At 72.0% G+C, this 24685-nt stretch carries 18 protein-coding genes; 6 read left to right on the top strand and 12 right to left on the bottom strand.

Annotated features, from left to right (window positions below):
- The first annotated feature begins 13 nt into the window (after window positions 1–13).
- Window positions 14–442 carry a metallopeptidase family protein gene (locus tag ABZ801_RS13425; RefSeq protein ID WP_344954352.1) on the top strand — a complete coding sequence of 143 codons (429 nt, stop codon included), beginning with the start codon at window positions 14–16 and terminating at the stop codon, window positions 440–442.
- A 15-nt stretch (window positions 443–457) separates the two neighbouring features.
- Here ABZ801_RS13425 and ABZ801_RS13420 read toward each other — a convergent pair whose 3' ends face one another.
- From ABZ801_RS13420 to ABZ801_RS13405, 4 genes are all read right to left on the bottom strand, one after another.
- Complete coding sequence (locus ABZ801_RS13420) at window positions 458–1606, bottom strand: DUF5719 family protein (RefSeq protein ID WP_360697020.1); 1149 nt, start codon at window positions 1604–1606, stop codon at window positions 458–460.
- 296 nt (window positions 1607–1902) lie between these two features.
- Window positions 1903–5799: a glycosyltransferase gene (locus ABZ801_RS13415; protein WP_360697016.1), complete on the bottom strand. Its 3897-nt coding sequence runs from the start codon at window positions 5797–5799 to the stop codon at window positions 1903–1905.
- A gap of 184 nt (window positions 5800–5983) precedes the next feature.
- Window positions 5984–6247: a WhiB family transcriptional regulator gene (locus tag ABZ801_RS13410; RefSeq protein WP_067907771.1), complete on the bottom strand. Its 264-nt coding sequence runs from the start codon at window positions 6245–6247 to the stop codon at window positions 5984–5986.
- Between the two features lie 207 nt (window positions 6248–6454).
- Window positions 6455–7408, bottom strand: coding sequence for a hypothetical protein (locus ABZ801_RS13405; RefSeq protein ID WP_360697012.1), 954 nt, complete (start codon window positions 7406–7408; stop codon window positions 6455–6457).
- 127 nt (window positions 7409–7535) lie between these two features.
- Between ABZ801_RS13405 and cofD the strand changes: the two genes are divergently transcribed.
- The 4 genes from cofD to ABZ801_RS13385 all read left to right on the top strand — a co-directional run bounded on the left by cofD (window position 7536) and on the right by ABZ801_RS13385 (window position 11533).
- Entirely contained in the window at window positions 7536–8486 is a 951-nt protein-coding gene (cofD, locus tag ABZ801_RS13400; protein ID WP_360697009.1) for a 2-phospho-L-lactate transferase, read from the top strand.
- Window positions 8483–9769, top strand: a complete 1287-nt coding sequence (locus tag ABZ801_RS13395) for a coenzyme F420-0:L-glutamate ligase (protein WP_360697006.1) — start codon at window positions 8483–8485, stop codon at window positions 9767–9769. Before cofD ends, ABZ801_RS13395 begins: the two co-directional genes overlap by 4 nt.
- Before the next feature lie 68 nt (window positions 9770–9837).
- The gene (locus ABZ801_RS13390) at window positions 9838–10968 is read left to right on the top strand and encodes a M48 family metalloprotease (protein WP_360697003.1); all 1131 of its coding nucleotides are present in this window, start codon (window positions 9838–9840) and stop codon (window positions 10966–10968) included.
- Between the two features lie 202 nt (window positions 10969–11170).
- The gene (locus ABZ801_RS13385) at window positions 11171–11533 is read left to right on the top strand and encodes a hypothetical protein (RefSeq protein WP_360697148.1); all 363 of its coding nucleotides are present in this window, start codon (window positions 11171–11173) and stop codon (window positions 11531–11533) included.
- A 520-nt stretch (window positions 11534–12053) separates the two neighbouring features.
- Here the strand turns inward: ABZ801_RS13385 and ABZ801_RS13380 are convergent.
- Genes ABZ801_RS13380 through ABZ801_RS13360 form a run of 5 tightly spaced genes read right to left on the bottom strand, consistent with a single transcriptional unit; the run spans window position 12054 to window position 16978 of the window.
- Window positions 12054–12185 carry a hypothetical protein gene (locus ABZ801_RS13380; RefSeq protein ID WP_360697000.1) on the bottom strand — a complete coding sequence of 44 codons (132 nt, stop codon included), beginning with the start codon at window positions 12183–12185 and terminating at the stop codon, window positions 12054–12056.
- A 3-nt stretch (window positions 12186–12188) separates the two neighbouring features.
- The gene (locus tag ABZ801_RS13375; RefSeq protein ID WP_360696997.1) at window positions 12189–12638 is read right to left on the bottom strand and encodes a hypothetical protein; all 450 of its coding nucleotides are present in this window, start codon (window positions 12636–12638) and stop codon (window positions 12189–12191) included.
- Window positions 12639–12697: 59 nt separating this feature from the next.
- Window positions 12698–13135: a hypothetical protein gene (locus tag ABZ801_RS13370; RefSeq protein ID WP_360696994.1), complete on the bottom strand. Its 438-nt coding sequence runs from the start codon at window positions 13133–13135 to the stop codon at window positions 12698–12700.
- On the bottom strand, window positions 13119–14819 hold the full coding sequence (locus ABZ801_RS13365; protein WP_360696991.1) for a hypothetical protein: 1701 nt from the start codon (window positions 14817–14819) through the stop codon (window positions 13119–13121). Before ABZ801_RS13365 ends, ABZ801_RS13370 begins: the two co-directional genes overlap by 17 nt.
- 2 nt (window positions 14820–14821) lie before the next feature.
- Window positions 14822–16978 (bottom strand): hypothetical protein, encoded by a 2157-nt coding sequence (locus ABZ801_RS13360; protein WP_360696988.1) that lies wholly within the window; start codon window positions 16976–16978, stop codon window positions 14822–14824.
- A gap of 255 nt (window positions 16979–17233) precedes the next feature.
- Between ABZ801_RS13360 and ABZ801_RS13355 the strand changes: the two genes are divergently transcribed.
- Complete coding sequence (locus ABZ801_RS13355; protein WP_360696985.1) at window positions 17234–20098, top strand: ATP-binding protein; 2865 nt, start codon at window positions 17234–17236, stop codon at window positions 20096–20098.
- A gap of 45 nt (window positions 20099–20143) precedes the next feature.
- On the opposite strand, the gene ABZ801_RS13350 is transcribed toward ABZ801_RS13355, so the two are convergent.
- The 3 genes from ABZ801_RS13350 to ABZ801_RS13340 all read right to left on the bottom strand — a co-directional run bounded on the left by ABZ801_RS13350 (window position 20144) and on the right by ABZ801_RS13340 (window position 24650).
- On the bottom strand, window positions 20144–22702 hold the full coding sequence (locus ABZ801_RS13350) for a bifunctional FO biosynthesis protein CofGH (protein ID WP_360696982.1): 2559 nt from the start codon (window positions 22700–22702) through the stop codon (window positions 20144–20146).
- Window positions 22703–22825: 123 nt separating this feature from the next.
- The gene (locus ABZ801_RS13345) at window positions 22826–23425 is read right to left on the bottom strand and encodes a LysR substrate-binding domain-containing protein (RefSeq protein ID WP_360696979.1); all 600 of its coding nucleotides are present in this window, start codon (window positions 23423–23425) and stop codon (window positions 22826–22828) included.
- Window positions 23426–23762: 337 nt separating this feature from the next.
- Window positions 23763–24650, bottom strand: coding sequence for a DNA-3-methyladenine glycosylase 2 family protein (locus ABZ801_RS13340; protein WP_360696976.1), 888 nt, complete (start codon window positions 24648–24650; stop codon window positions 23763–23765).
- Window positions 24651–24685 lie beyond the last annotated feature (35 nt).

The raw sequence follows: 24685 nt of genomic DNA, 5'->3' as shown, positions 1-24685 counted from the left end.
TAGTCTTGGTGACGTGCGATCCCGTGTGGCAGGCGTACGGCGCCGCGACCGGCACGGTCGTGGCCTCCGCGGCCCTCTGGCGCCCCCGCAGGCGCCCCTCTCCCGTACCCGCGCCGAACGCTTCGACGACCTCGTCGCCGACGAGGTGCGCCGTCTCGGGCAGCGCTGGGGCCGGGAACTGGCCCGGGTGGAGTTCGCCGTCGAAGAGGTCCCCGAGGTCGAACCGTGGTTCGACGGCCCGGTGCCGCTCGCCCAGACCCGCCCCGGCACGGCCGGACGTCCCGTGCGCATCGTGGTGTTCCGGCGCCCGGTGGAGGCCCGCGGCGGCGGCGAACGGGAGACGTCCCAGATCGTCCGGGACGTCCTCGTCGAGGAGGTGGCCGACCTCCTGGGCCTCTCCCCCGAATCGGTCGACCCCAGCTACGACTCCCCCGACGACTGACCTTGGGGCCTGCTGCTAGGGGATCAGGGCCCGCTGGGAGTCGGCGGCAGGGGGCATCCGCATGGTCGTCCAGGCCGGATCGACCGGCAGGACGGTGAACAAGCCGTCATCGCCCTTGCCCGTGGCAAGAACCCGGGCCGCGTAGACGGGGCCGGAGCCTGAACTCGGTGCGAGCAGCACCCCGAAGCCGTCCTCAGCCCCCTTGGGCGCGGTGAGCTTCGCCTCGGCCGTCCCCCCGGCCGGAACCTTCACCTCCTGCGCACTGCCCGGCCCCGACGGGCCGACGGGGGTGACACGTACGGTGGCCCCCGCCTCGGGGGCGGTCAGGATCAGCGAGGCGTCGAACCGGTTCTCGGCCACCGCACCGCCGTCCGCGCCCAGGGGAAGCACCGCCGCCCCGTAGGCCACGTCGGCACCGCGCTCGGCCGCGAACCCCGCGACGATGGGCCGATCGGACTCCAGCCGTACGGAGGCAGGCTTTCCCGACAGGGCGCGGTCGAGATCCAGGGCCGTGACCGTCTCGGCGGGGGCGTCGAGCACGTCCTGCCCCTGCGGGGCGAACGCCCCCTTGGCGGTGACCACCCGCACCCGTACGCGGGCGTCCTCCTCCCCTGGAACAGCCACAAGTAGCTGCCTTCGCCCGTCCCCACCGGGCAGCCCCGGTACGACGAGCGACGTGGCAGGCGGTTGCGCCTGCGGCAGCCACTCGATGCCCTTGCCCTCGTCGATCCGCACCCGCACGGCCGCCGCGACCCGTCCGGTGGTGGCACGCACCCGCAGGGAGAGATCCCGGGCCGAGGCGACCACGTCCCCCAGCCCGTCCCCCGCGTCGCCTATGCGCACGACCTTGGTGCTGTACGGCTCGACGGGGACGCCCCTGCCGTCGGTGGTGTCGAGCGGCCCCTCCCCGGACAGCCCGGTGACGTCCACGGAGGCGGGCTGGGCGTCCACGTTGGTGAGATACAACTCGATGCGTTCGGCGGCCACGGGGCCCGGCCCCACGAACCACAGGTCCGTGCCAGGCCGCTCGCACCGCGTGCCCGCCAGGCCACGGTCGGCGCCCCCCGGCCAATGTGTGGTGCGCTCCGCCTCAAGTCCGGGCGCCAGCGCCCCCGAGGCCCGCGCCGTGTACGACCCCTGGTCGCTCTTCAGTCCGTCCTTCATCCAGAACGCCCCGGGCGACCCCAACGAGGCCACTCCGGTCCCGTCCCGCGTCTCCACCACATCGACGCGCCCAGCCGACCGCGCACGGGACGCCGACAGAAGGCTCAACCGGCCGCTCTCCCCCGCCGGGCACACCACCACGGCAGACGTGACAGGCGCGGAAACCGCCTTGACCGCCCCAGCCGACCCCCCGGGCCGCGACAACGACGCCACCCCGTACAGGGCCACCAACGCCAACGACACGAGCCCGGCCGTCGCGTACCGGAACCCGAGGAACCGCAGAACCCTGTCCATGCTCACCGCCGCTCCTCCGCCACACCCGCGTCCCGCGACTCCGCACCCCGCTCACCGCCAAGGGCACCCGCTTCCCCGGCGGGGGAGAACTCCGCGCCGTCCCCTGCCAAGCCGCCCCCACGACGAGAGCCCTCGCGACGAGGGGAACCGGCCTCGGCACCGGGCCCGGCCGCCTCACCATGCGGCAAAGGCTCTACGAGCGGCCTGGAAGCCGCACCGTCCCGGAAGGGCTCGGCCGCAGGACGCGAGGCATCCCCAACAGCGTCAGAAGACTGCTCGCCGCGTCCGGCGGCCGGGTCGTCCTGAGCGTCGTCGAGGGTCGGCGTCATAGTGGGGTTCGCGTTGTGCTGGACGGGGTCGGCCGGGAGGGCCAGGCCCTTGCGGCGAGGGAAGCGCTCGGCGAACGAGGCGGCTTTGGCGGCGCGGGAAAAGACTCGGCTGCGCCCAGCGTTCACCTCGGCGCGTGGCTCTGTGGCCGGCGAGGAGGCCGGGTCGCTTTGGGCGGTCGAGTGGCTCGGGGGGACGACGGGCACGGCCGCCGTGTCTGTGCGGGGCTCACCGTCGCGTGTCAGGTGCCCGTCGGGGGCGGTGGTTCCTTCCCGGTGGGCCGGGCTGGCGGTGGCAGTGGGGTTGGGTGAGGTGTCCTCAGCGAAGTGTGCGGGGGTTCTCGTGGGCGTGGGGAGGCCGTACGGGGGTGTCTCGTGTGAGGACGGGCCCTTGGGCGTGAGGGGGTAGGGCTCCTGTTGGGGGGTGCTCTCGCCGTCCGGGGTGGCTGCGTTGCTGTCCTCTGCGGGGGCGTCGGCGGAGGTCTTGTCGGAGGCGGTGGCGGGGTCCGCGGGGACTCGGCGGCGGGGGCGGCGGCGGTACACGGGGGTGGGGGCCTCGGGGGTGCCTGGGAGGGCCAGGGCGGCCACCGCAAGGACGGCGACGGCCTGGAGGGCGACCCAGGTGTGGCGCAGGATCATGCTGCGGGAGAGGTCGAGCATTCCGCCGGAGGCGGGGATGTCGTAGGCCTGGGCCCAGCCGTCCACGGTCTTGCCCTTGAGGTCGCGTCCGTCGAGGGTGGCGCGCCAGCCGCCGTCGGCGGGTTCGGCCAGCAGCAGGGTCCGGGGGCCGTTGCCCGGGGGAATGCGGACGCGGGCGTTGGTGTGGCCGGAGGGCAGCGGGGTGATGTTCCGGCCGTCCAGGAGCATGAGGCGGCCGGCCGAGGGCTGCAGGCGCCAGACGCCGTAGGCGCCGGTGCGGTTGAGGCGGGTGAGTTCGGGGTTGGCGTCCAGGACTGGCGTGAGGGCGTCGCGGGCGGGGCGCGGAACCAGGACGTACTGGATGCCCATACGGGTGAGCCTGGGGCCGTCCCCCACGCGGCCTGCGGCCATTGCGGCCACGAGGTCCTGGAGGTGGTCGGGGCCGGGGGTCTCGTTCTCGCCCAGGCTCGGCTCGGTGCCGCGTAGGACGGTGTAGGAGACACGTCCGTCGTCCTCGCGGTGCAGGATCAGGGTGCGCGGGCCTGTCGGGGCGTTGACGAAGAGCGGAACGGTGTGGGGGACGTGGCCGACAGGCCCCTCGGCGCCGTTCAGAACCCAGGCCCCTGCAGCGAGCAGGGGTGTCGCCACGGCGGCGACCCCGATGAGGCCGCCGGCGGCGGTGGCGACGAGGTGTCGGCCGAGGACTTCCGCGGCGCGCCGTACGGCGACGGCGGCCGCGAGCAGGATTCCGGCGGCGGCGAAGGTCAGCGCCACGCCGGGCCAGGCGGGGGCGCCGTCGGCCCCCTTGGTGACGGTGGCGGCGCTGATGAGGATCGCGGTGAGCAGCCCCAGGATGCCCACCGCCCAGCCCGCCGCGACGACGGTGCGGCGGCCCCGCAGCAGGAGGGCGCACAGCGCGGCCAGCGCGAGGCCGTACATGGTCCAGCGGGCGGGGGCGCCCGGACCGCCGGGGTTCAGCGTCAGCAGGTCGTGGGCGGTCGGCAGGGGCGGGGTGGCGCCGTGCAGGCCCGCCTCCAGCAGGAAGCGGGACGGGTGCAGCAGGAGGCCGACCGTCCACGGCAGGAGCAGCAAGGGCGGTACGCCCAGGGCGATGACCAGGCGGGTGCGTACGCGGGGGCCGCCGAGCAGCACCCATGACAGCGCCCCGGCGGCGAGGGCCAGCAGCCACGTCAGCGGTACGAACGCCATCGCGATCGTCAGCAGGAAGGCCACCGCCCAGGCGGCGCGGTCGGCGCGGCGGGGGTCGGTGCTCCTGCGCGGCAGGCCGTAGAGGCGCACGGCTTGGACGGCGATGAGCGGCAGCAGCACGATGACGACGGACGTGCCGAACCGTCCGCTGGAGACCGCCCCTGTGGCGGACGGCAGCAGCGCGTAGGAGGCGGCGAACCACACCCGCACCGCGGCGCCGGGCACGCGCCGTCCGCGCGCCCTGCGGCCTATGCGCGGCAGTTGCACCATCAGGGTGCGCGACGCGTAGTAGGCCGTCAGCCCCGCCAACGGCACGCTCGCCAGGAGAAGCAGGGCCATGGCCAGCCAGGGCTTGCCGAACAGCACCGTGGACAACGCGGCCAGCACCGCCACGTACGGGGGGCTGCCGGCGTCCGAGCCCAGCCCCACGGGATGCCAGCCGGAGATGTACTGCGCCCACAGGTCGCCGGCTCCCCCCGAGGCTGGCACCAGCGCGCCCCCGCCGAGACGTCCGCCCGCGGTGAGCAGTGAGCGTTCCGCGGCCAGTGTCACGGCGGTGAGGGCGAGCACGAGCATGACGCCGGGGCGGGTCAGCACACGGCGCAGACGGCCGGGGCCCTCGGGGGCGGGTGTCTCGTCCTCGTCGTCGCGTGCGGACAGGCGGTTGAGGACGTTCTCGTAGAGGCGGCGGGGCGCGACACGGCGGGGCATGAGGCGGCGCACACTGCGGTAGACGTGTCTGCGTCCCTCGGCCCGCGCCTTGCGCGCCCTGCGGAGCCGTCCAGGCGCGCGTAGCACGTCGGCCAGCGCCGCCAGTTCGTCGCGTGCGTCCTGCGGCCGTTTGAGGATCGTCAGGTAGAGCGCCCGCGTGAGGGCGACGAGGAGGTTGCGTAGGAGAATTCGCGACGCGGCCCCCACGGGCACGTTCGCCAGGAGCGTGTAGAGGGCGTTGCGCCGGTCGCGGCGGCGCCGGGACTCGGCGAACATGCCGATCTCGCGCAGTCCCCTGTGGGACGCCTGCGCGTGGTGGACGACGGCGTCGCTGACGACGAGGACGCGGTGCCCGGCGGCGTGCGCGCGCCAGCAGAAGTCGATGTCGTCGCGGAACAGCCCGAAGTCGGCGTCGAAGCCGCCGAGCCGGTCCCACACGTCGCGGCGCACCAGCATCCCGGCGCTGCCGACGGCCAGCACGTCGCGGACGCCGTCGCGCTGTCCCTGGTCCAGCTCGTGACGGTCCAGGCCGGTCTCGCGGCGGCCCGCGCCGTCCATGGACACGCCGAGTTCCAGCAGGGTGCGGCGGTCGTACCAGTCGCGGGCCTTGACGCCGAGCACCGCGGCGCGGGGGTCGGCGTCGGCGACGCGCAGCAGCAGCGCGAGCGCGTCGGGCGCGGGGGCGGAGTCGTCGTGCAGCAGCCACACCCATTCGGTGCGGGGCTCGCCGGGCCGGTCGTCGGGGACGGGGAGGGACGCGGCGGGGTGGCGCAGGGCCTCGGCGACGGCCTGGCCGTAGCCGGTGGCGCGGGGCAGGGTCAGCACGTTGCCGGTGCCGGCGACCTCGGCCAGCACGGCCGGGCCGCGGTCGCGGCTCCCGGTGTCCACGGCGACGAGGCGTTGCACCGGCCGCGTCTGTGTCAGCAGCGCCTTCAGCGTCTCCGGAAGCCAGCGCGCGCCGTCATGGGCGACGAGGACCGCCGTGACGACGTGGCGATCGACAGTGGGCGACAAGGGTCCGCTCGATCTGTGGGTCGACAGTCAGCAGCCGTGCCGGCCGGGGGCCGACACGGCTGACAACTGTACGCGCGCCGTAGCGGACGCGTCCGGGATCTCCCCGGATCGGCGGCGCGACGAATTGCGCGCGGCGCCGCCTTCGGCCCTCCCCGGCTCCGGGGTCACGGGGAGGGCCGTTCGGTCAGACGGCCTGACGCTTCAGCTTGCGACGCTCCCGTTCCGACAGTCCCCCCCAAATACCGAAACGTTCGTCATGCTGCAGCGCGTACTCCAGGCACTCGGCCCGAACCTCGCATGCGCGGCACACCTTCTTGGCTTCGCGAGTGGAGCCGCCCTTCTCCGGAAAAAATGCCTCCGGGTCCGTCTGCGCGCACAGTGCACGCTCCTGCCAGCCCAACTCTTCGCCCTCTGTGCCGTGCGCCAGCGGGATGACCACCTCGCTCACAGCGCACCTCCTAGCCCGTGGAGCCCCCCTGGTCACTGCCTTCCCTCGAGCTCCATCCCCCGAGAAGGCATAGAACTACACCCACGAAATTACACGCGTGTAGCGCCCGGTCCGTCAAGCGGAACCAGTTTCCGAGGGGACAAAGAGGGTTTTTTGGGTATCGCCGCGATCGGCTTTGGCACGGAGATCAGATAAACGCGCCGTAGGTCACTGTGAGGGGCGGTTGTCGCGGTACCAGTCGCCGCCCTCATCGGACCGTTGCTCGCCCTGCTGCGAACCGTAGCCGGGCTGAGCCGGCGACTGGGCGTCCTGACCCGAACCGCCGCCGCCGTACGCGCGCGTCCAGTCGCCGACGTCGTCGCCGTCCGAGTCCTGCTGCTGGGCGCCGCCGCCCTGGCCGTACTGCTGTTGCCCAGGCTGAGCCTGTCCAAACTGCCCTTGTCCGAATTGCCCCTGCCCCGGCTGGGCCTGGCCGGGCGCACCGGGCTGTCCCGGCGCCGGCTGCGCGGCCCCCGGCTGCTGGTAGCCCTGAGGCTGCCCGTACTGCTGCGGGTAGCCCGGCTGCGGCTGCTGGTAGGGCTGCTGGTACGGCTGGGCGTACGGCTGCTGACCGGGCTGGCCGGGCTGTCCCGGCTGGCCGGGCGGGACGCCCTGCCCCTGCTGGTAGCCGAAGTCGGGGTACCCCGGAGGCATCTGCGCCACCCCCTGAGGACGGGCGGGCTGCATGCCCTGGAACACCGTCAACACGAACCAGCCGCCCGCGCCGACCACCGCGAGCTTGGCCGCGCAGTACAGGAAGATGGCCAGCTTGGAGCCCGCGCTCGCGTACTGGGAGTCCACGAACAGCGAACCCAGCAGCGCGATGACGCCGAACAGCGCGACGCCGCCGAGCACGCCCAGCGCGCCCATGGTGATGGTGCGGGCCTGCGGCGTGGGCGCCGGGCCCCAGGTCACCAGCGCGACCGCCAGGGCGGCCAGCGCCACCACGGTCACGTGCGTGAAGAAGCCGTCGCCGGCTTCGGCGTACGCCCGGTACTTGAAGCCGTCACCCCCGCCGATGAACAACATGATGATGCCCGCGAGCAATTGCAGTCCGGCTGCGGCGACCAATATCCAGGCGGCCGGTTCACGCAGACGTCGGACGGCTTCGGTGTTCACCACGACCTCTCCAGACGTACGCAATGGGTTGTTCCGCAAAGCTTTGCACATCGCGTGCCCCGTCGTCTCATCCGGAAACCGCCCCGGCCCTGCGGCGAGGGCCGCCTCCGGGGCGCCCTAGGCTGGGCGCATGAGGATCGTGGCGCTGGCGGGCGGCATCGGTGGAGCCCGCTTCCTGCGCGGGCTGCGGCTGGCGGCCCCGGACGCGGAGATCACCGTCATCGGCAACACCGGGGACGACATATCGCTGTTCGGGCTACGGGTCTGTCCCGACCTGGACACGGTGATGTACACGCTCGGCGGCGGCATCAACGAGGAGCAGGGCTGGGGCCGCGCTGACGAGACCTTTACGGTCAAGGAGGAACTGGCCGCCTACGGGGTCGGGCCGGGCTGGTTCGGCCTGGGCGACCGCGATTTCGCCACCCACATCGTGCGCACCCAGATGCTGGCCGCGGGCTACCCGCTGTCGGCGGTCACCGAGGCCCTGTGCGACCGGTGGAAGCCGGGCGTGCGGCTGATCCCGATGACCGACGACCAGGTCGAGACCCACGTCGTCATCGAGGACCCCGAGAAGGGACGCCGCGCGATCCACTTCCAGGAGTGGTGGGTGCGGCTGCGGGCGTCCGTCCCGGCCCGGTCGATCGCGCCGGTGGGCGCGGACGACGCCAAGCCGGCGCCCGGGGTCCTCGACGCGATCCAGGACGCCGACGTGGTGCTGTTCCCGCCGTCCAACCCGGTGGTGAGCATCGGGACGATCCTGTCGGTCCCCGGCATCCGCGACGCGGTGGCGGCCCGCACCGTCGTCGGCGTGTCGCCGATCATCGGCGGGGCCCCCGTGCGGGGCATGGCCGACGCCTGCCTGACCGCGATCGGGGTGGAGACCTCGGCCGCGGCGGTGGCCGCCCACTACGGCCCGGACCTGCTGGACGGCTGGCTGGTGGACGAGACCGACACCGACGTGGAGGTGCCGGGCATCGCCGTGCGGTCCCGGCCGCTGCTGATGACCGACGAACGCGCCGCCGCCGACATCGCCGGCGCCGCCCTCGACCTGGCCCGCGAGCTGACGAAGGACGCCGAATGAAACTGGAGATTTTCGGCGTCCCGGGCCTGCCGGAGGTCACCGAGGGCACCGACATCGCGGCCCTGCTGCCCGCCGACGCCCTCGCCGACGGCGACGTCCTCGTCGTCACGTCCAAGATCGTCAGCAAGGCCGAGGGACGCGTGCTGGTCGCCGACGACCGGGAGAAGGCGATCGACGCCGAGACCGTCCGCGTGGTGGCCCGGCGCCGCCACCCGGGCGGCGAGACCCGCATCGTCGAGACCCGGCAGGGGCTGGTGCTGGCCGCCGCCGGGGTCGACGCGTCCAACACCGCCCCCGGCACGGTCCTGCTGCTCCCCGAGGACCCGGACGCCTCGGCCCGCCGCATCCGCGCGGGCGTCCGGGAACGCACGGGGCTGAACGTGGGCGTCATCGTGTCCGACACGTTCGGGCGTCCGTGGCGCAACGGCCTGACCGACGTGGCGATCGGCGCGGCCGGCCTGGCGCCGCTGCACGACCTGCGCGGCCGCGACGACGCGTACGGCAACCGCCTCGACGCGACGATCACCGCCGTCGCCGACGAACTCGCCTCCGCGGCCGAACTGGTCAAGGGCAAGCTCGACGGCGTGCCGATCGCCGTCGTCCGGGGCCTGGACGGCCTGGTCACCGACGACGACGGCCCGGGCGCCCGCGCGCTGGTGCGCCCCGCCTCCGAGGACATGTTCCGGTACGGCTCCGCCGACGTGCTCTACGCCCGGCGCACCGTCCGCGAGTTCACCGCCGACCCCGTGGACCCGGCCGCCGTGCGCCGGGCGGTCGCAGCGGCCATCACCGCCCCCGCCCCCCACCACACCACGCCGTGGCGCTTCGTCCTGCTGGAGTCGCCCGAATCCCGGGTGCGCCTGCTGGACGCCATGCGCGACGCCTGGGAGGCGGACCTGCGCCGCGACGGCTTCTCCGACGAGTCGATCGCCAAGCGCCTGCGCCGCGGCGACGTGCTGCGCCGCGCCCCCTACCTCGTGGTGCCGTGCCTGGTGATGGACGGCTCGCACGACTACCCCGACGAGCGCCGCTCCCAGGCCGAACGCGAGATGTTCGTCGTCGCCACGGGCGCCGGAGTGCAGAACCTCCTCGTCGCCCTGGCCGTGGAGGGCCTCGGCTCCTGCTGGGTGTCCAGCACGATGTTCTGCCGCGACGTCGTCCGCGAGACCCTGGACCTGCCCGCCGACTGGGACCCGATGGGCGCCGTGGGCATCGGCCACGCCGCCGCACCGCCCCGCGAACGCCCGCCCCGCTCCCCCGACACCTTCATCGAGGTCCGCTGAGTTCCACAAGGGCGTTGACGCTGCATCGCGTGGTGCGTCAGCCTACTGTCTGCTGATCAATCCCTGTTGTGGGGAGGCAGGGCTCGGTGAGCGCACCACCCGGGTGGTACCCAGATCCGCAATGGATGGGGCGCGAAAGGTACTGGGACGGGCAGACCTGGACGGACGAGTCACGCCCGTGGACCGGCAAGGCCGCCGCCATGACCGAGCACGTGACCGTGCCCGCCCGCCGCTCCCCGCGCAAGGCCCTGGCCCGGGGGCCCGCGAAGGTCCCTGCGCGCGAGACCCCGTCGGCGAAGGCGCTCAGCCTGCGCCCCCAGCCGGCAACGCCCCCCGCGAAGGGCTCACACCGTCCGGGAATGTGGCCGACCACGGTGACCTTGGTCACCGTGGTCGCGGTCCTCGCCGGCGAGGCCGCGATCATCGTCCCGCTCGCCTACGCGGCGCACCTGGCCTGGCCGTCGTGGGGCGCGCCGGTCCCGTTCGCCGCCTGGTGCGGGCTCGCGCTGTTCACCTTCCTACCGGCGGCCCAGTCATGGAGCGCACGAACCCATGGCTGCCGCGAACCGACCGCCTCCGAGCGCTCCCGCCTCGAACGGCCGTGGCGCGCCCTCCTGCACCGCGCGGGCCTCCGCGACCGGCAGTACCGGCTCATGGTCACCGATTCGGACGACCTGAACGCCTGCACACCGGCCCGACGAATCGTGACGGTCACCACCCACGCCGCGTCGCTGCCCACACCGCACCTGGAAGCCGTCCTCGCTCACGAACTGGGCCACAAGCGCGGCCTGCAGTCCCTGCCCGCGTTCGTCACCACCCACCTCACGCTGCCGAGCCGAACACTGAGGTGGACGCTACGAACACTGTGGTCGCCGGTCGTCCCCATGTGGAAACGGGCCGTCGCCTGGCACCGCCCGATCGGCTTCCTCATGGTCTTCCTACTGGCCGCCGTCGCCACGACCGTCACCCTGCTCGCGGCACTCCCGGCCGCCGTCGCCTACGCCGCCACAACCCTCACCCGGCTGTCCAAAGCCCCCGCGGAATCCGAAGCAGACCGCCTCGCCGTCCGCCTGGGCCTGGGCCCCGAACTACTGACCGCAGTAGAAACCCACATCGAGAACACCGCCCCCTCCGCCGCACTCCCCCTCCCCCTCGTCCAACGCGCCCAACACCTCCGCCGCACCCTGCCCCTCACCTGATCACTCTGCCCGTTCACGACGGCGGTGCGCCGCGCCAGATACGTGAGTGAGGCCCTGCTTCAAAGAAGCTCGCGGATTTAGACCCCAACTGCGCAAATCGGCAGCTCCTGTAGCGGAATCAGTAACCTACACCAGCGAATTGGATCATCTAATGACAAAAGATGACCCGCGCCCAGGGTGGATCGCCCGGCTCATCGCAGAGTTGAGCACGTTCCTGCAGGAACCGGTCTTTCTCGCTGAGCCCATTGAAAAGTGCCTGTTCGACGACGGGTTCGACGGGTTCTCTTGCCTCATCCGCAGTTCGCCCCCAGCGGGGAACGGCTTCCAGTTGTGCTGGGAGGGAGTGCTGGGGATGCAACTCATCGACGGGAAGCCTGACGTCAGCGTTTCGCTATTCCTGTACAGCAGGAATCATCGACTCGGAATGATGAACCACACCGACGGCAGCTACCTGGAGATCGTCTATGAGGGTTCACTGGAAAACGGTGGGCAATGGACCACTCTCGAATGGCTCGAAGACGGATTCGGCGAGTTCCTCGCATATGACTCGTACGGCGGCCAGTGAGCGGCCAGCCACCCTTCATGGCCGGATTGGCGCCCCCGCTGTTGCCCGCATCGGTGATGCACAGCGCCCCGGCAGTCAGCTCGGGCAGTCCCATCCGCTCGGCCAGGCGCACCACCGGCACCAGCCCAGCATCGGCGATCAGGTTCGGTTCATCAAAGGCAGCGGCCACCGCCGGTGCCGCGTGAGGGGATTGCACTTACGGCATGCCTCGTCGTTCTGCGTTGCTGGACCTTGGACAAGCCCATAATCGCAGGCCACGGGGCGTCCCTTTTGTCGTTTCCGCCACCTGAACGCCAGTCAGCCGCTGGATCGAGACCCCAGTCGCACCGACTGGCGCTACATAAAGCCTGAACCGTCTGACCAGTGGTCAGAGCTGTAGAGTCGGACTCGGGTCAGGCCTGCTTCGAATGGAAGGGTCAGTGGCAATCTCGACGGACGGCCGCGCCCCGATCTGCCCGTCTTTCTTATACACGATGGGAACTCCGCCCACTATCGCATATGAATCGTCGCCGTCAATAATTCACTCTCGTGCGCCGATGCTGAAGACATAGAACTCCTCGTTCTCGACGATCACCCGATCGTCCAGGCAGAAGGTGCCATGAGCCCATCCACGCTCGAAGTGTTCGCGGACGATTTTCTCGAGCCTGCTCATAGGTCACTGCCACTGTTCAGCAAATTTCCGAGCAGAGTTCAAGAGATCATCCAGCGCGGAGTCGTCAAAATTCGCATCTGAAGCCAACGCCATCAGAATCATGAGTTGGGCATGCGCCTTCGTTTCGTCGTCCACCTTGTCGAGCGCCTTGATGTTGAGGGACTCGTCGCCGAGCGCGTGGCGCATCAAGTTCTCGGCCACCAGAGGGTCGAGGCGATCACGGTCCCCACCGAGGACTGACCTCAGGCCGGCGACGTATCGGATCACCTCGCCCCAACTCCATGTCGGTGAGAACCTGCGCCGAACCGCCGTCACGAAAGCAGCGGAAAGGAACTGGCCATACCCGCTCGTGGCCCCATCGGCTATCAACTGCCGGTGCAGCCGTTGCGATTCCTCATCGTCGCCGGCGAGACATGCCCGCATCGCCGAGACGTGGTCATCCGACACTTTCACTGCAGCCAGCCTCCGAGTCGGTCAACGTCACCATGAGGACCGGTAACCAGCGAAGGATTTCAGCGCAGCCACTCGTCAGCGAGCTTACGCGCCTCACTCAAGAAATCATTGAGCTCGACTTCGTCGAAGTTTCGATCCGCGACCAGTGCAGCCAGCAGTAGGAACTCGGTGGCCATGATGGTCCTACCGTCCAGGTCATCGATGTTCTCGTCGGCCACGGTCGCCAGGATGACCCGCTCGGCAGTACGCGGGTCAAGCTGATCAGCGACGCCGGCGAACCTGCTTCGCACGTCGCCGACATACTCGACCACGTCATCGATAGAGCCTGCTTTTACGAACCTCTGGTATGCGGCCTTGAAGAAGGCCGCCGCAACAAGCGCCGTGTAACTACGACTGTCGTCAACCTCTTCGATCTGCACACTCAGGCGATCATATTCCTCGAAATTTCCTGACAGCAGAGCGCGCAACGTGGCGATTTGGTCATCGGTGACTGTCATGCTCTCTCCTTCTTATGCGACCCATCAGGCGGATACCGTGACGCGCCCCCTCATTGATGACTATGCCGAGGGCAAGTAGGCCGACAAAACCGTCTCCGGCCTTCATCGGGTCATTCGCTTTCATGCGTGGTGCTGTACTTATCTCAGCATGGCCTGTCGGCGGTGGTTTCTCCAGGAGCTTCTTCACATTGCGCTCGACCTCGCGAGAGACATCGCGGATCCCCTCAGCTCTTTCGAAGATGACCCTCCGAGCCTTGTCCGCTCGAGATCTCTCGTCGTCCTCCAGATCGGCGATGCGGTCACCGGTCCTGTCAGCCCCGTCCGGCACCTGACCACCACCCGTCCCGACATCGGCACCGACGGGGTCGAGGTACTCCCGAAGGGGACGGCCATCGATCGTGAGTTGGAAGCGCGTGGAGGCGTCGTTTGACGCCGGGGCCTGCTCGGTGACGGGCGCTGGTAGGGCCTCGGCTGTTGCGGGCTCGGGTTGTTGGCGGGCGGGCTCGATGACCGGAGTTGGTGCGTCACCCTCGGATTCGGGCGCGTCGGCATCGCCGGCTGGCGGCTGGGTGTCCGCGCGGTCGGTGGGGTCCTTGGGTGTGGCGGCGTCATCGGGTTCAGTCTTGCCTGGGTCGGTGGCGTCGCGCGACTGGGCCGACGCATTCGTGTCCAACTCGCCGGTGTTGTTGGTCGGCTGGTCGGCGTTGGGCTTCGCAGGTTCGGTGGTGGGAGGAGCGTCGGACGGGGAGTCGGGGGCTTTGGCGGCGGCGACAGGCTCGGGCGGCGGTGGCTGGTCGGTGGGGCCGGTTGCCTTTGAAGGGGCGTCGGACGGAGAGGTGGCCTGGGGGCTGTCGGCGACGACGAGGGTGGGGGGTTGCCGCTGGTCTTGGCGGGGTGGTTGGTCGGCAGGAGCTGTGCCGGAGGGGGCGTCGCTGGTGGAGGTGGGGTCCTTGGCGGCCTTGGCTGGATCGTCGAGGAGAGCTGTGTCAGTGGCCTCGGACGGGCGGTGGGCGGTGCCTTCTGCCGGCGGGGTGCGGTCTGGTTTGGTCTCGCCCCCTTCGGCGGTGGAGTGTCGGTCCGTTGTCTCGGGTGACTGAGGCTTGGACGTGGTGCCTTCGGTGTTCGTATCGCGGACGCGCTGGGACTCCCGGCCGCGGGTGGCTTCCTTGCCGCCCTCGGCTCGTGGTTCCGAAGTGGCGGCCTCCTTGGACGCGCGGCGTGGGCCCAGGTCCGTCACCTCTGGAGGCTGCTTACCCGCGCCTTCGTCGTCCTTGGTGCTCGGGACGCGGTCCGCGGTGTCCTGGGGCTGGTTGGTGGCTTCTCGGGAGGTGCGGCGGGGGTTCCAGTCGGTTGGGGTGGGGGTGCGCTCGTCCGCGGGGGTGGTGGACGGCTTGTCTTGGGGCTGGGTGGTGGCTTCTCTGGAGGCTCGGCGGGGGCTCCAGTCGGTGGGTTGCTCCGGTGCGGTGGTCGGTTTGTCTTGCGGTGTGGGGCGGGGCTTGTCCGCGGACGGCTTGTCGTCGCGTTGGGCGGTTTCGGAAGCCTGGGCAGCGGCGCGGCTTTCGGCTCGGGAGGGTTGGCCTGGGGTGCCCGGCCTGTCGGGTGGGGGCGGTGGAGGCTTTTCGGGAGTGCGGGGGGCCTCGGTGGTTTCGGGACGGGTGTCGTTGTTGGTGTGCTCGACGGCCATGCTTATTCCTTTCCGCCGAACAGGGGTGGGGGGCCTTGGCGTGGTGGGGTTTCGCCGGGGGGCCGTCGGCGAGGGGGTGTCGGTCGCGCCTGGCTTGAGTGGTCGTCTTGCTGGCGTGGGCCGGTTTGGTAGCCGGGCGGGGGGCCTGGCGCATAGGGCAGGGGTGGTCTGGGAGCGGCTGGGGTGGGTGGGGTCAGCCACTGGGGGGCTGAGGCGGCGGACGGGGTGATGGCCTGCTGGGGAGGCGGGAGGGGGGTGGTGCTTACGCGGTCGAGGGTGATGATGGCCGGGTCGCACTCGACGGGGGTGAGGGTGCGGCCGCCGCCTGGGGCGGACTCCACCAGGAGGAGGGCGTGGTCGGGGAGGTGCTGCAGTGTGACCGGTTCGACGGCGTACTCGTAGACGCGTTGGATGCTGTCGGAGTCGCTCCAGTTGGTGCCCTCCGCGTAGGCGTAGGCGGCGGACCAGTTGCGGGAGGTGGAGACGGTGCGTCCCTCGGTGTCGCTGTGGCTGGTGGAGCCGCCTCGGTTGCTGCCCTTGCCGCGGGAGGTGGAGCGGTCGGGGAACAGTCCGCCGCCGGAGTAGTTGGCGCCGGACGAGCGGGACGTGCCCCAACTGGTGGAGGTTCCGGTGGTGTGGCTGGTGCTGTGGCTGTCGGAGTCGCCTTCGCCGGTGGTGTCGGTGGTGGTGTGGGACTCGTTGCCGCCGACGTTCTTGGTGATCTGGGAGAGGACGAAGCGGTGGTCGCGGCCGATGAAGTCGGCGGCGCGGGTGGCGTCCTCGTGGTTGCCCAGCCGCATGAACGCCACCGCGCCGCCGCCGATCAGCTCCGCGGACGTGTCGCGCAGGCGCCGGAACATGAAGGTCAGCGGCACGCCGCGGCGTTCGCAGGCGTCCGACAGGCGTTCCAGGTGGCGGCGGGCCAGTTCGTCGGCGCCCGCGACGACGAGTGCCGGGGTGGAGTCGTGGGAGGCGGTGATGCGCTGGGTGACCCACTGGACGATCAGGTCGGTCAGCAGGTCGGCGCGGACGTTGCGGGCCTGGCTGTCCAGGGCGATGCAGGTGAGGTAGCCGGCCCGCGCCGAGCCGGCCCGCGCCGAGCCGGCCCGCGTCGAGCCGGCCCGCCCCGAGCCGGAGCGGGCCTCGGTGCCGAGGTTCTCCAGGGGGTGGATGTAGGACTCGATCCTTGACAGGTTCGTGTGCGCCTGGCGCCGGTACTCCACCGAGAACAGCTCGCCGGCGATGCGGCGGCGTTCGTCGCGGGTGAGGGTCTCGGAGGTTTCGGGTTCGCCCATCAGGACGCGGAGCGCCGCGGCAATCCGCCCGAGGGTGACCTGGTCGCCGAGGGCGTCGCAGACCTTGGTCAGGATGCGGTCGTCCATGCTGCGGTCGGCGCGGGCGGCGTCCGGGGTGCCGCCGTGCATGGATTCCACGATCGCGTCCACGAGGTCCCGGGGCGGCAGGCCGGACAGCAACGTGGAGGACGCCTGGCGGCTGGGGAGCAGCTGGGCGTCCACGTCGATCCCGCCCTCCTCGGCGAGTGCGACCAGTTCCCCGCTGACCAGTTCGCGGGACAGGTCGAGCACCAGGAGGGGTTGGGCGGCGAGGGCGGACGCGCCGTACGTGGTGAGCAGGGCCTCCCAGGACCAGAGTGTGCCGCCGAACACGTCCAGGCGGCGGGAGGGGCGAGGGACCGCGCTCCATTCCGGCAGGGCGTTGACGCGGGCTTGTTCGGCGGCCTCGTGCGCCTGCTTGCGTTCCCGCCACTGCCGGGCTTCGGCCTGGTAGCCGCCGGTGGTCTGGCGTTGGGCCAGCTCGTAGGCCTGACGTGCCTGTTCGCGTTGCCGGACGGCGAGCAGGGTCAGGGCCGGCCCGGGGATCGCGACCAGCAGGGCGAGCACCCACACCGTCACGGAGCCGCCCATGACGGCGGAGAGCGACGCCAGGACCGCCGCGCCGAGAAGGCCGAGCGGCAGGGTGCGGCGCAGCCGGCGACGCGCGAGCCGCTCGGTCTCGGCGACCCGGCGTTTCAGGTATTCGGGCAGGTGACGCTGTTGCGGCGGGGGTTCGGAAAAGGGCCGCAGAAACCACCACCGGTCCCGGAACACCCAGCCCAGGCGGGGGTCGGGATGGAAGAGTGCGGCGCGGCGGGTCAGCACGCGCTGATGATCGATCGGTTCGCCGGTCACCACGCTGAGCCCCCGTTTCCCCGTTCTCCCGTCTCGATCACGCGGCGTGCTCCGGCTTCGGGAGCGATTACCGCAAACAACCCAAGCAGATTGACACGGAACTTGTCACCACGCCCGATCAGAAACGGGGGTTCACATTGGAATCCTTGCTCAATAGCCTGACCGGGCCGCGACGACCGAAGGAGGATCCAGGCAGCGATGACCGGTGGGTCGGTTTGGGATGTCGTGCGGGGCTTGCCGGTGTGCCGGCTGCTGGAGGTGCCGCGGCGGTCCGGTGACGAGCCCGAGGCCGAGGGACGTGACGAGTGGCGGGATCAGCGGGTGGCGGCGCTGGTGTCGGCCTACCACTCGGGGGACGGTGCGGTGCTGCTGGGGTGGCGGCGTGCACAGGCGTTCGGGCCGACCGAGGTGTTCGTCGGCGGGGACGCGCTGATCGCGGGTCAGGCCGGCGCGGAGGCTCCGGCCGGTTCGGTGACGCTCAGCCTGCCGGCGGGTGGACGCGGCGTCATGCTGCCGGACGGGGCCGTCGACGCCGCGATGGGCGCCCTGCCGTACTGGGTGCGGATCGGCGGCATCGCCGACGGGCTGCTGGCGGACGCCGCCGTGCCGGGCCTGGGTGAGCCGGCGCGGCCGTCGTTGGAGGAAGGGCTGCTGTCGGTCTGGATGCGGCCGTTCGCGTGGATGATGGTGGCCGAACCGGTGGGTCCGGTGGAGGCGGCGAGCCTGGCCGATGATCTGGCCGACCGGCAGCAGCATGCCCGTTCGATGGCGGACATGTCGCCCGAGAACGCGGTGGCGGCCGATCGGCTGGAGCGCCGGCACCGCGAGCTGCGGCAGGCCGTCACGTCGGGTCTGTGGCGGGTTCATCTGATGGCGGGGGCCGCTACGGCGCGGGACGCCGCGCGGGTGGCGGCATTGGTGTGCGCGTCCGCCGACCTTGACCGGCTTCCTTATGCGCTGGTGCCCGAGCCCGCGGACGACGCGGCGGTTTTCCCGTTCGAGGCGAGCACGCAATTGGTGGCGGCGTTGGCGCGTCCTCCGATCAGGGAAATCGCGGGGGTCCGGTTCGTCATGCGACCGGAATTCGACGTCACGCCCGAATCCGTGCCCGACCCGGCGGCCGCGGTGCGGCTGGGGCAGGTGCTGGACCGCAATCGCCGCGAAGTGGGGCCGTTGGTCCTGCCTTTGACGAGCCTGAACAGGCACACTTTCGTGTGTGGTGCCACCGGTGCCGGTAAGTCCCAGACCGTGCGGGCGCTGCTGACGGCCGCGAGCCTGGCCGGGCTGCCCTGGCTGGTGGTGGAGCCCGCCAAGGCCGAGTACCGGCTGATGGCCGCCCGGCTGGCCGGGGAGGCGGAGGTCGTGGCGATCCGGCCCGGCGACGCCGAGGCGATCGCGGCGGGGATCAATCCGCTGGAGCCCGCGGCCGGGCCCGACGGGCGGCCCTTTCCCTTGCAGACCCATGCCGATCTGGTGCGCGCGCTGTTCCTGGCGGCGTTCGAGGCCGACGAGCCCTTTCCCCAGGTTCTGTCGGCCGCGCTGACCCGCTGCTACGAGCGGCTCGGCTGGGATCTGGCGCTGGGCGAGCCGGTCGTCCCGGGCACGCGGCCCCGCTATCCGACGCTGGCCGACCTGCAGGCCGTCGCGGAGCAGGTGGTGGACGAGATCGGGTACGGGCAGGAGATCACCGACAACGTCCGCGGCTTCATCCGTGTCCGGCTGTCGAGCCTGCGGCTGGGCACCACCGGGCGGTTCTTCGAGGGCGGCCATCCGATCGACTTCGACCGGCTGCTGGCGCGCAACGTGGTGCTCGAGATCGAGGACGTCGGGGACGACCGCGACAAGGCGTTCCTCATGGGGACGGTCCTGGTGCGTCTGGTGGAGCATCTGCGGTTGCGGCAGCGGCATGACGGCGTCGCCGCCGGGGGGCTGCGGCATCTGAGCGTCTTCGAGGAGGCGCACCGGCTGCTGCGCCGCAGCGAGCAGGCGGGGCCGGCCGCCCACGCGGTGGAGACGTTCGCCAGCCTGCTGGCCGAGATCCGCGCCTACGGGGAGGGACTGGTGATCGCCGAGCAGATCCCGTCCAAGCTCGTCCCCGACGTCATCAAGAACACCGCCGTCAAGATCGTGCATCGGCTGCCCGCCCAGGACGACCGGGACGCGGTCGGCGCCACCATGAACATCACCGAACGGCAGTCGCAGTTCCTGGTGACCCTCACGCCCGGGGAGGGCGCGGTGTTCACCGACGGCATGGACTATCCGCATCTGGTCCGCATGCCGGACGGCACGCGCCTGGAGAGCACGTCCACGGCGACGGCGGCCTCGCCCGGGGTGCTGGTGTCCCCCCGTAGTGGTACGTGCGGGGCCGACTGCCACGGCTCTCCCTGCACGCTGCGGGACATGCGGACCGCCCAGCGCGTCCTGGGCGATCGGCCGGACTACGTGCTGTGGGCGGAGCTGGCGACGGCGGCGCACCTGACCGGGTGGGGGTGTCCCGTTCCCGACGCCGCCGCCCTGGGCGCGTTGCGGGCGCTGCCCGCGCGCGTGCGCGACTGCGCGATCTCCCACGCCGTCGACGCCGCCATCGCCGCCCGCTCCACGGCGATCCCGCCGACGTGCGACCCGCGCGGGTTCGCCGATCACCTGGCGGAGGTGCTGCGCGGGCGTCTGGACGGCAGGAGCGTCTGCGTCGGTGAGGAGGCCGAGTACTTCGCCACCCCGTACCGGTGGTGCGTGGTGCTGGAGGACCTTGAGCGCGCCCACCGCCGGTCACCCGGCGCCGGGCGCCATCCCCGCAGTGACGAATGGGAGGCCGTCTACGGACGGGCCGTCCCCGGCGCGACGCTCGCCGAGCAGCTCGGACACGTCACCGCCTGGTGGAACCGCGACCAGCGCGACCAGGCCACCCGCGCCGCCGCGCTGTGGGGCACGACCACGCCGTCGGCGATCGAGACCGCCGTGGGCGCCCGCCGTGACGACGCCGACTGGGCCGAGCGGCTACGGGAGGCCACCGCCGCGCTGAGCAACGCCGACGGTCTGCTCGGGTCGTATCTTCCGCCCCCCGCGCCGGACGCCGGCGACGTGTCCTGACCTCCGGCCGGGGGCGCCGTCCAAGGGCGCCCCCGGCCGGACTGGTCAGGCGCCGATGAGGGGGAGGCCCTTGCCGAAGTGGCCTACGCCGTCGGTGCGGCGGGCGGCCTGGACGCGTTCTTCGGGGACCTCGCCGTACAGGGTGGTGCGCTGGCGGGCGGGGCGGCCCGCCTGGGCGGCGATGGCCTCCAGGGAGCTGATGGTCTTGAAGGAGCCGTTCTCGGAGCCGGCCATGCGGCTGATGGTCTCCTCCATCAGCGTGCCGCCGAGGTCGTTGACGCCGCCTTGCAGGACGCGGGTGCACAGCTCGTCGCCCAGTTTCACCCAGGAGGTCTGGATGTTGGGGATGGCGCCGTGCAGCAGGATGCGGGCCAGCGCGTGCACCGCGACGTTCTCGCGGGCGGTGGGGCCGGGACGGGCGAGCCCGGCCAGGTAGATGGGCGAGTTGTGGTGGACGAACGGCAGCAGCACGAACTCGGTGAAGCCGCCCGTCCGTTCCTGGATGGAACGGATCAGCTTGATGTGGGCCACCCAGTGCGCGGGCGTGTCGACGTGGCCGTACATCATCGTGGACGTCGTCGGCAGGCCGATCTCGTGGGCGGTGGTGACGACCTCGATCCACTGGTCGGTGGGCAGCTTGCCCTTGGTGAGCACCCAGCGGACGTCGTCGTCCAGGATCTCGGCGGCGGTGCCGGGCAGCGAGTCGACCCCGGCGGCCTTGGCCTCCTGGAGCCACTCGCGGATCGACATGTCGGTGCGGGACGCCCCGTTGACGACCTCCATCGGGCTGTAGGAGTGCAGGTGGATGCCGGGGGCGCGGCGCTTGACCTCGCGGGCGAGGTCGAAGTACGCGGTGCCGGGCATGTCGGGGTGGATGCCGCCCTGCATGCAGATCTCGGTGGCGCCGGCCTCCCACGCCTGGTCGACGCGGTCGCCGACCTGCGCCAGCGACAGCGTGTAGGCGTCGGCGTCGGTGCGGCGCTGGGCGAACGCGCAGAACCGGCAGCCGGTGTAGCAGACGTTGGTGAAGTTGATGTTGCGGGTGACGACGTAGGTGACGTCGTCGCCGACCGCCTCGCGGCGCAGGTCGTCGGCGAGTTTCTGCAGCGCGTCCAGTTCGGGGCCGTCGGCGTGCAGGAGGGCGAGGGCCTCGTCGTCCGACAGGCCGGCGGGGTCGGCCTCGGCGGCGGCGAGCGCGGCCTTGACGTCGGCGTCGAAGCGCTGCGGGGCGTTCATGCGCTCGCGCAGGGCGTCCCAGTCGCCGTAGACCGAGTCGAAGTCCTCGCGGCGGTCGCCGGTGCGGCCGGTGGTGTCGATCTCCACGTGCAGGTCGGTGCGGCCGGACGACTCCAGCCCGCCGTCGGGTTCCTGCCAGGGACGGCCCTGGAGCACCGCGTCCTCGCGGGCCAGGCCGGTCGCGGGGTCGGCGAGGGCGGCGACGTGCGCGCTCAGGCGGGGGTCGAGCCACGGTTCGCCGCGCTTGAGGTACTCGGGGTAGATGGTCAGGCGTTCGCGCAGCTCGAAGCCCGCGGCGGCGGTCCTGGCGGCCAGCTCGTCGATCTGCGGCCAGGGACGCTCGGGGTTGACGTGGTCGGGCGTGAGCGGTGACACGCCGCCCCAGTCGTCGATGCCCGCGCGCAGCATCAGCGCATACTGGTCGTCGACCAGGTTGGGCGGCGCCTGGATGCGCGCCTTGGGCCCGAGGACGAGCCGGGTGACCGCGATGGTGGCGGCCAGCTCCTCCAGCTCGGCGTCGGGCGTGCCGCGCATCTTGGTGTCGGGCTTGGCGCGGAAGTTCTGGACGATCACCTCCTGGATCGCCCCGTACTCGCGCATCGTCCGGCGGATCGCGAAGATCGCGTCGACGCGTTCGGCGGGCGTCTCGCCGATGCCGATGAGGATCCCGGTGGTGAACGGCACGTTGGTGCGGCCGGCGTCCTCCAGCACGCGCAGCCGCACGGCGGGGTCCTTGTCCGGGGACCCGAAGTGCGGGCCGCCCTTCTCGCTGAACAGCCGTGTCGCGGTGGTCTCCAGCATCATGCCCATGGACGGCGCGACCGGCTTGAGCCGCTGGAAGTCGCGCCAGGACATCACCCCGGGGTTGAGGTGGGGCAGCAGCCCGGTCTCCTCCAGGACCCGGATGGCCATCGCCCGCACGTACGACAGGGTGTCGTCGTAGCCGTGCGCGTCGAGCCACTCGCGGGCCTGCCGCCAGCGGTCCTCGGGCTTGTCGCCGAGGGTGAACAGGGCCTCCTTGCAGCCGAGCGCGGCGCCCTGGTGGGCGATCTCCAGCACCTCGTCGGGGCTGAGGTACGGGGCGTCCAGCCGGTGCGGCACGGTGGCGAACGTGCAGTAGCCGCAGCGGTCCCGGCACAGGCGGGTCAGCGGGATGAAGACCTTGCGGCTGTAGGTGATGATCCCGGGCCGTCCGGCGGCGGCCAGGCCGGCGTCGCGGGTCCGGGAGGCGTGGTCGAGCAGGTCGTCGAGCCGCGCGCCGCGGGCGTGCAGCAGGGTGGTGGCCTCGTCGAGGTCGAGCGTCTTGCCGTCGCGTGCCCGGGCGAGGGCCCGGCGGAGCGCGGAGTCCGTTACAGCACCAGCGTCCATGCAGGCACTCTATGCCAATCGTCATATTCCACGCCCATGGGGGCGGGGCGAAAAGACGCGACGAAGTGGGCAGCCCCGCGGGGCCCGTGCTTATTCCCGCCCGCCGCGACGATCCGGCGGCGGTCAGGGCGCCGCGGGCGCGGAATCGGCGTCCGGGACGCCGCGCACCAGCCCGGGACGGCCCGCGACCAGCGCGTCCGCCGAATCCCGCAGCGCCGCCAGGACGGCCCGCACCGAGGGCCGCACGTCCGCGCCGACGCGCGTCCACATCACCATGCGGCGGCTCACCCGGGCGTCGGCGATGTCGCGCACCACGATGCCCGCCTGGTCCTCGGCCAGCGCCAGGTCGGGCACGATCGCCGCCGCGCCGCCGTGCGCGATCACCGCGAAGACCACCAGCAGGTCGTTCGTCCGGAACCGCACCGCCGGACGGTAGCCGCCGAGCTCCACGCAGGTGCGTTCGAGCAGGTCGGCGTGGTTGGTGCCGACGTGGCCGGTCGCCCACACCTGGTCGGCCAGCTCGCCCATGCGCACCGGGCCGGGACGGGCCGCCAGCGGGTGCCCGGCGGGCAGCGCGATCCGCATCGGCTCGCTGACCAGCACCTCGGCGTTCAGCTCGGGGCGGCGGGGCCGGGGCAGGTAGGTGTACTCGTCGGTCAGCACCAGGTCGATCTCGCGCAGCACCAGCGCCTGCAGCACCCGCAGCCGCCCCAGATCCAACATAGTGAAGAGATTCTTACATAAACGCTGCAGAAATAGTCGCTGGACCTGAATGTTGGACTCAGTCAAACTGATGGTGCGCCCGGAAAGGACGGCGAGACCCGCCACCGGAACCGCTGGGACGGCCGACCCCGTCCACCCGGGCCTGCGCGCGAACGAGCCCCCGGCCAGGGCCCACGTATCCCCCCGCAACAATCGAAGGGTCTTCCGATGCTCTACGTGATCATCGCCATCGCCGTCCTCGGAGTGGCCGGCTCGCGGTTCGGCGCCGACAGCAGGGACGGGCTCGACTGGGCCCCGGACAACTTCTGGCTGCGGCGGCGCCGCACCGCCCGCGCCCTCAGAACCGCCGGTAGTCCCGTACGGGCAGACGGGGACCGCGTCGCGGCCGACCGCCGCCGAACGGCGCCAGCAGCCGGGTGACGCGATGGCGGTGCCCCGCGTACGGTTCCAGCAGTTCGAGCATGCCGGCGTCGTCGACCTCGCGGCCCGCCAGGGCCCGGCCCACCAGCCCGGGCAGGTGGTAGTCGCCGACCGAGACGGCGTCGGCGTCGCCCACGGCGCGCTGGCGCACCTCGGCGGCCGTCCACGGCCCGATGCCCGGCAGGGAGCACAGCCGCCGCTCGGCGGGGTCCTCCTCCAGCCGGGCGGCGACGCGGGCGGCCCCGATGATCGTCCTGGCGCGGACCGGCTCGGCGCCGGAGCGGTGCCACTCCCACGACGGGATCCGGGCCCAGACCTCCGGCGGCGGCGGGACGCGCATGGGCCCGCCCGGCAGCCCCTCGGTGGCGGGCGCGGGCTCCCCGAACCGCCGCAGCAGGTAACCCCAGGCCCGCCACGCCTCGGCGGCCAGCACCTTCTGCTCCAGCACCGCCGGGACGAGCGCCTCGAACACCCGTCCCGTCCGGCCGATGCGCAGCCCCGGCCGGAGCCGGACCGCCTCCCGCACCACCGGGTGCCGGGCCTCGAACCCTTCGGTGACGTCGCCCGCGCCGAGCAGGTCGGGCACGCCGTCGAGCAGCCATCCCGCGCCCGGCCCCCAGGCCGTGGCGTCGACGACGCCGTGCCGCATGCGCAGGCGCAGCGTGCCCGGCCCGTCAGGGGTCAGTGAGGCGCGCCAGACCGCGCCGTCCGCGTCGACGCGGAACGCGGGGTCGTGCGGGCCGCGCCGGAGCGGATCCAGCGTCGTCCGCAGGTCGAGCGGCCACGGCGGCCGCCAGTGACGCACCCTTCCAGCCAACGCCCCGGCCGGGGCACGCGCAA

The sequence above is a fragment of the Actinomadura sp. NPDC047616 genome, assembly GCF_040642915.1.
In the GTDB taxonomy this organism is placed as follows: Bacteria; Actinomycetota; Actinomycetes; order Streptosporangiales; family Streptosporangiaceae; genus Spirillospora; species Spirillospora miaoliensis.
This window is presented reverse-complemented; position numbering and strand designations above follow the sequence as displayed.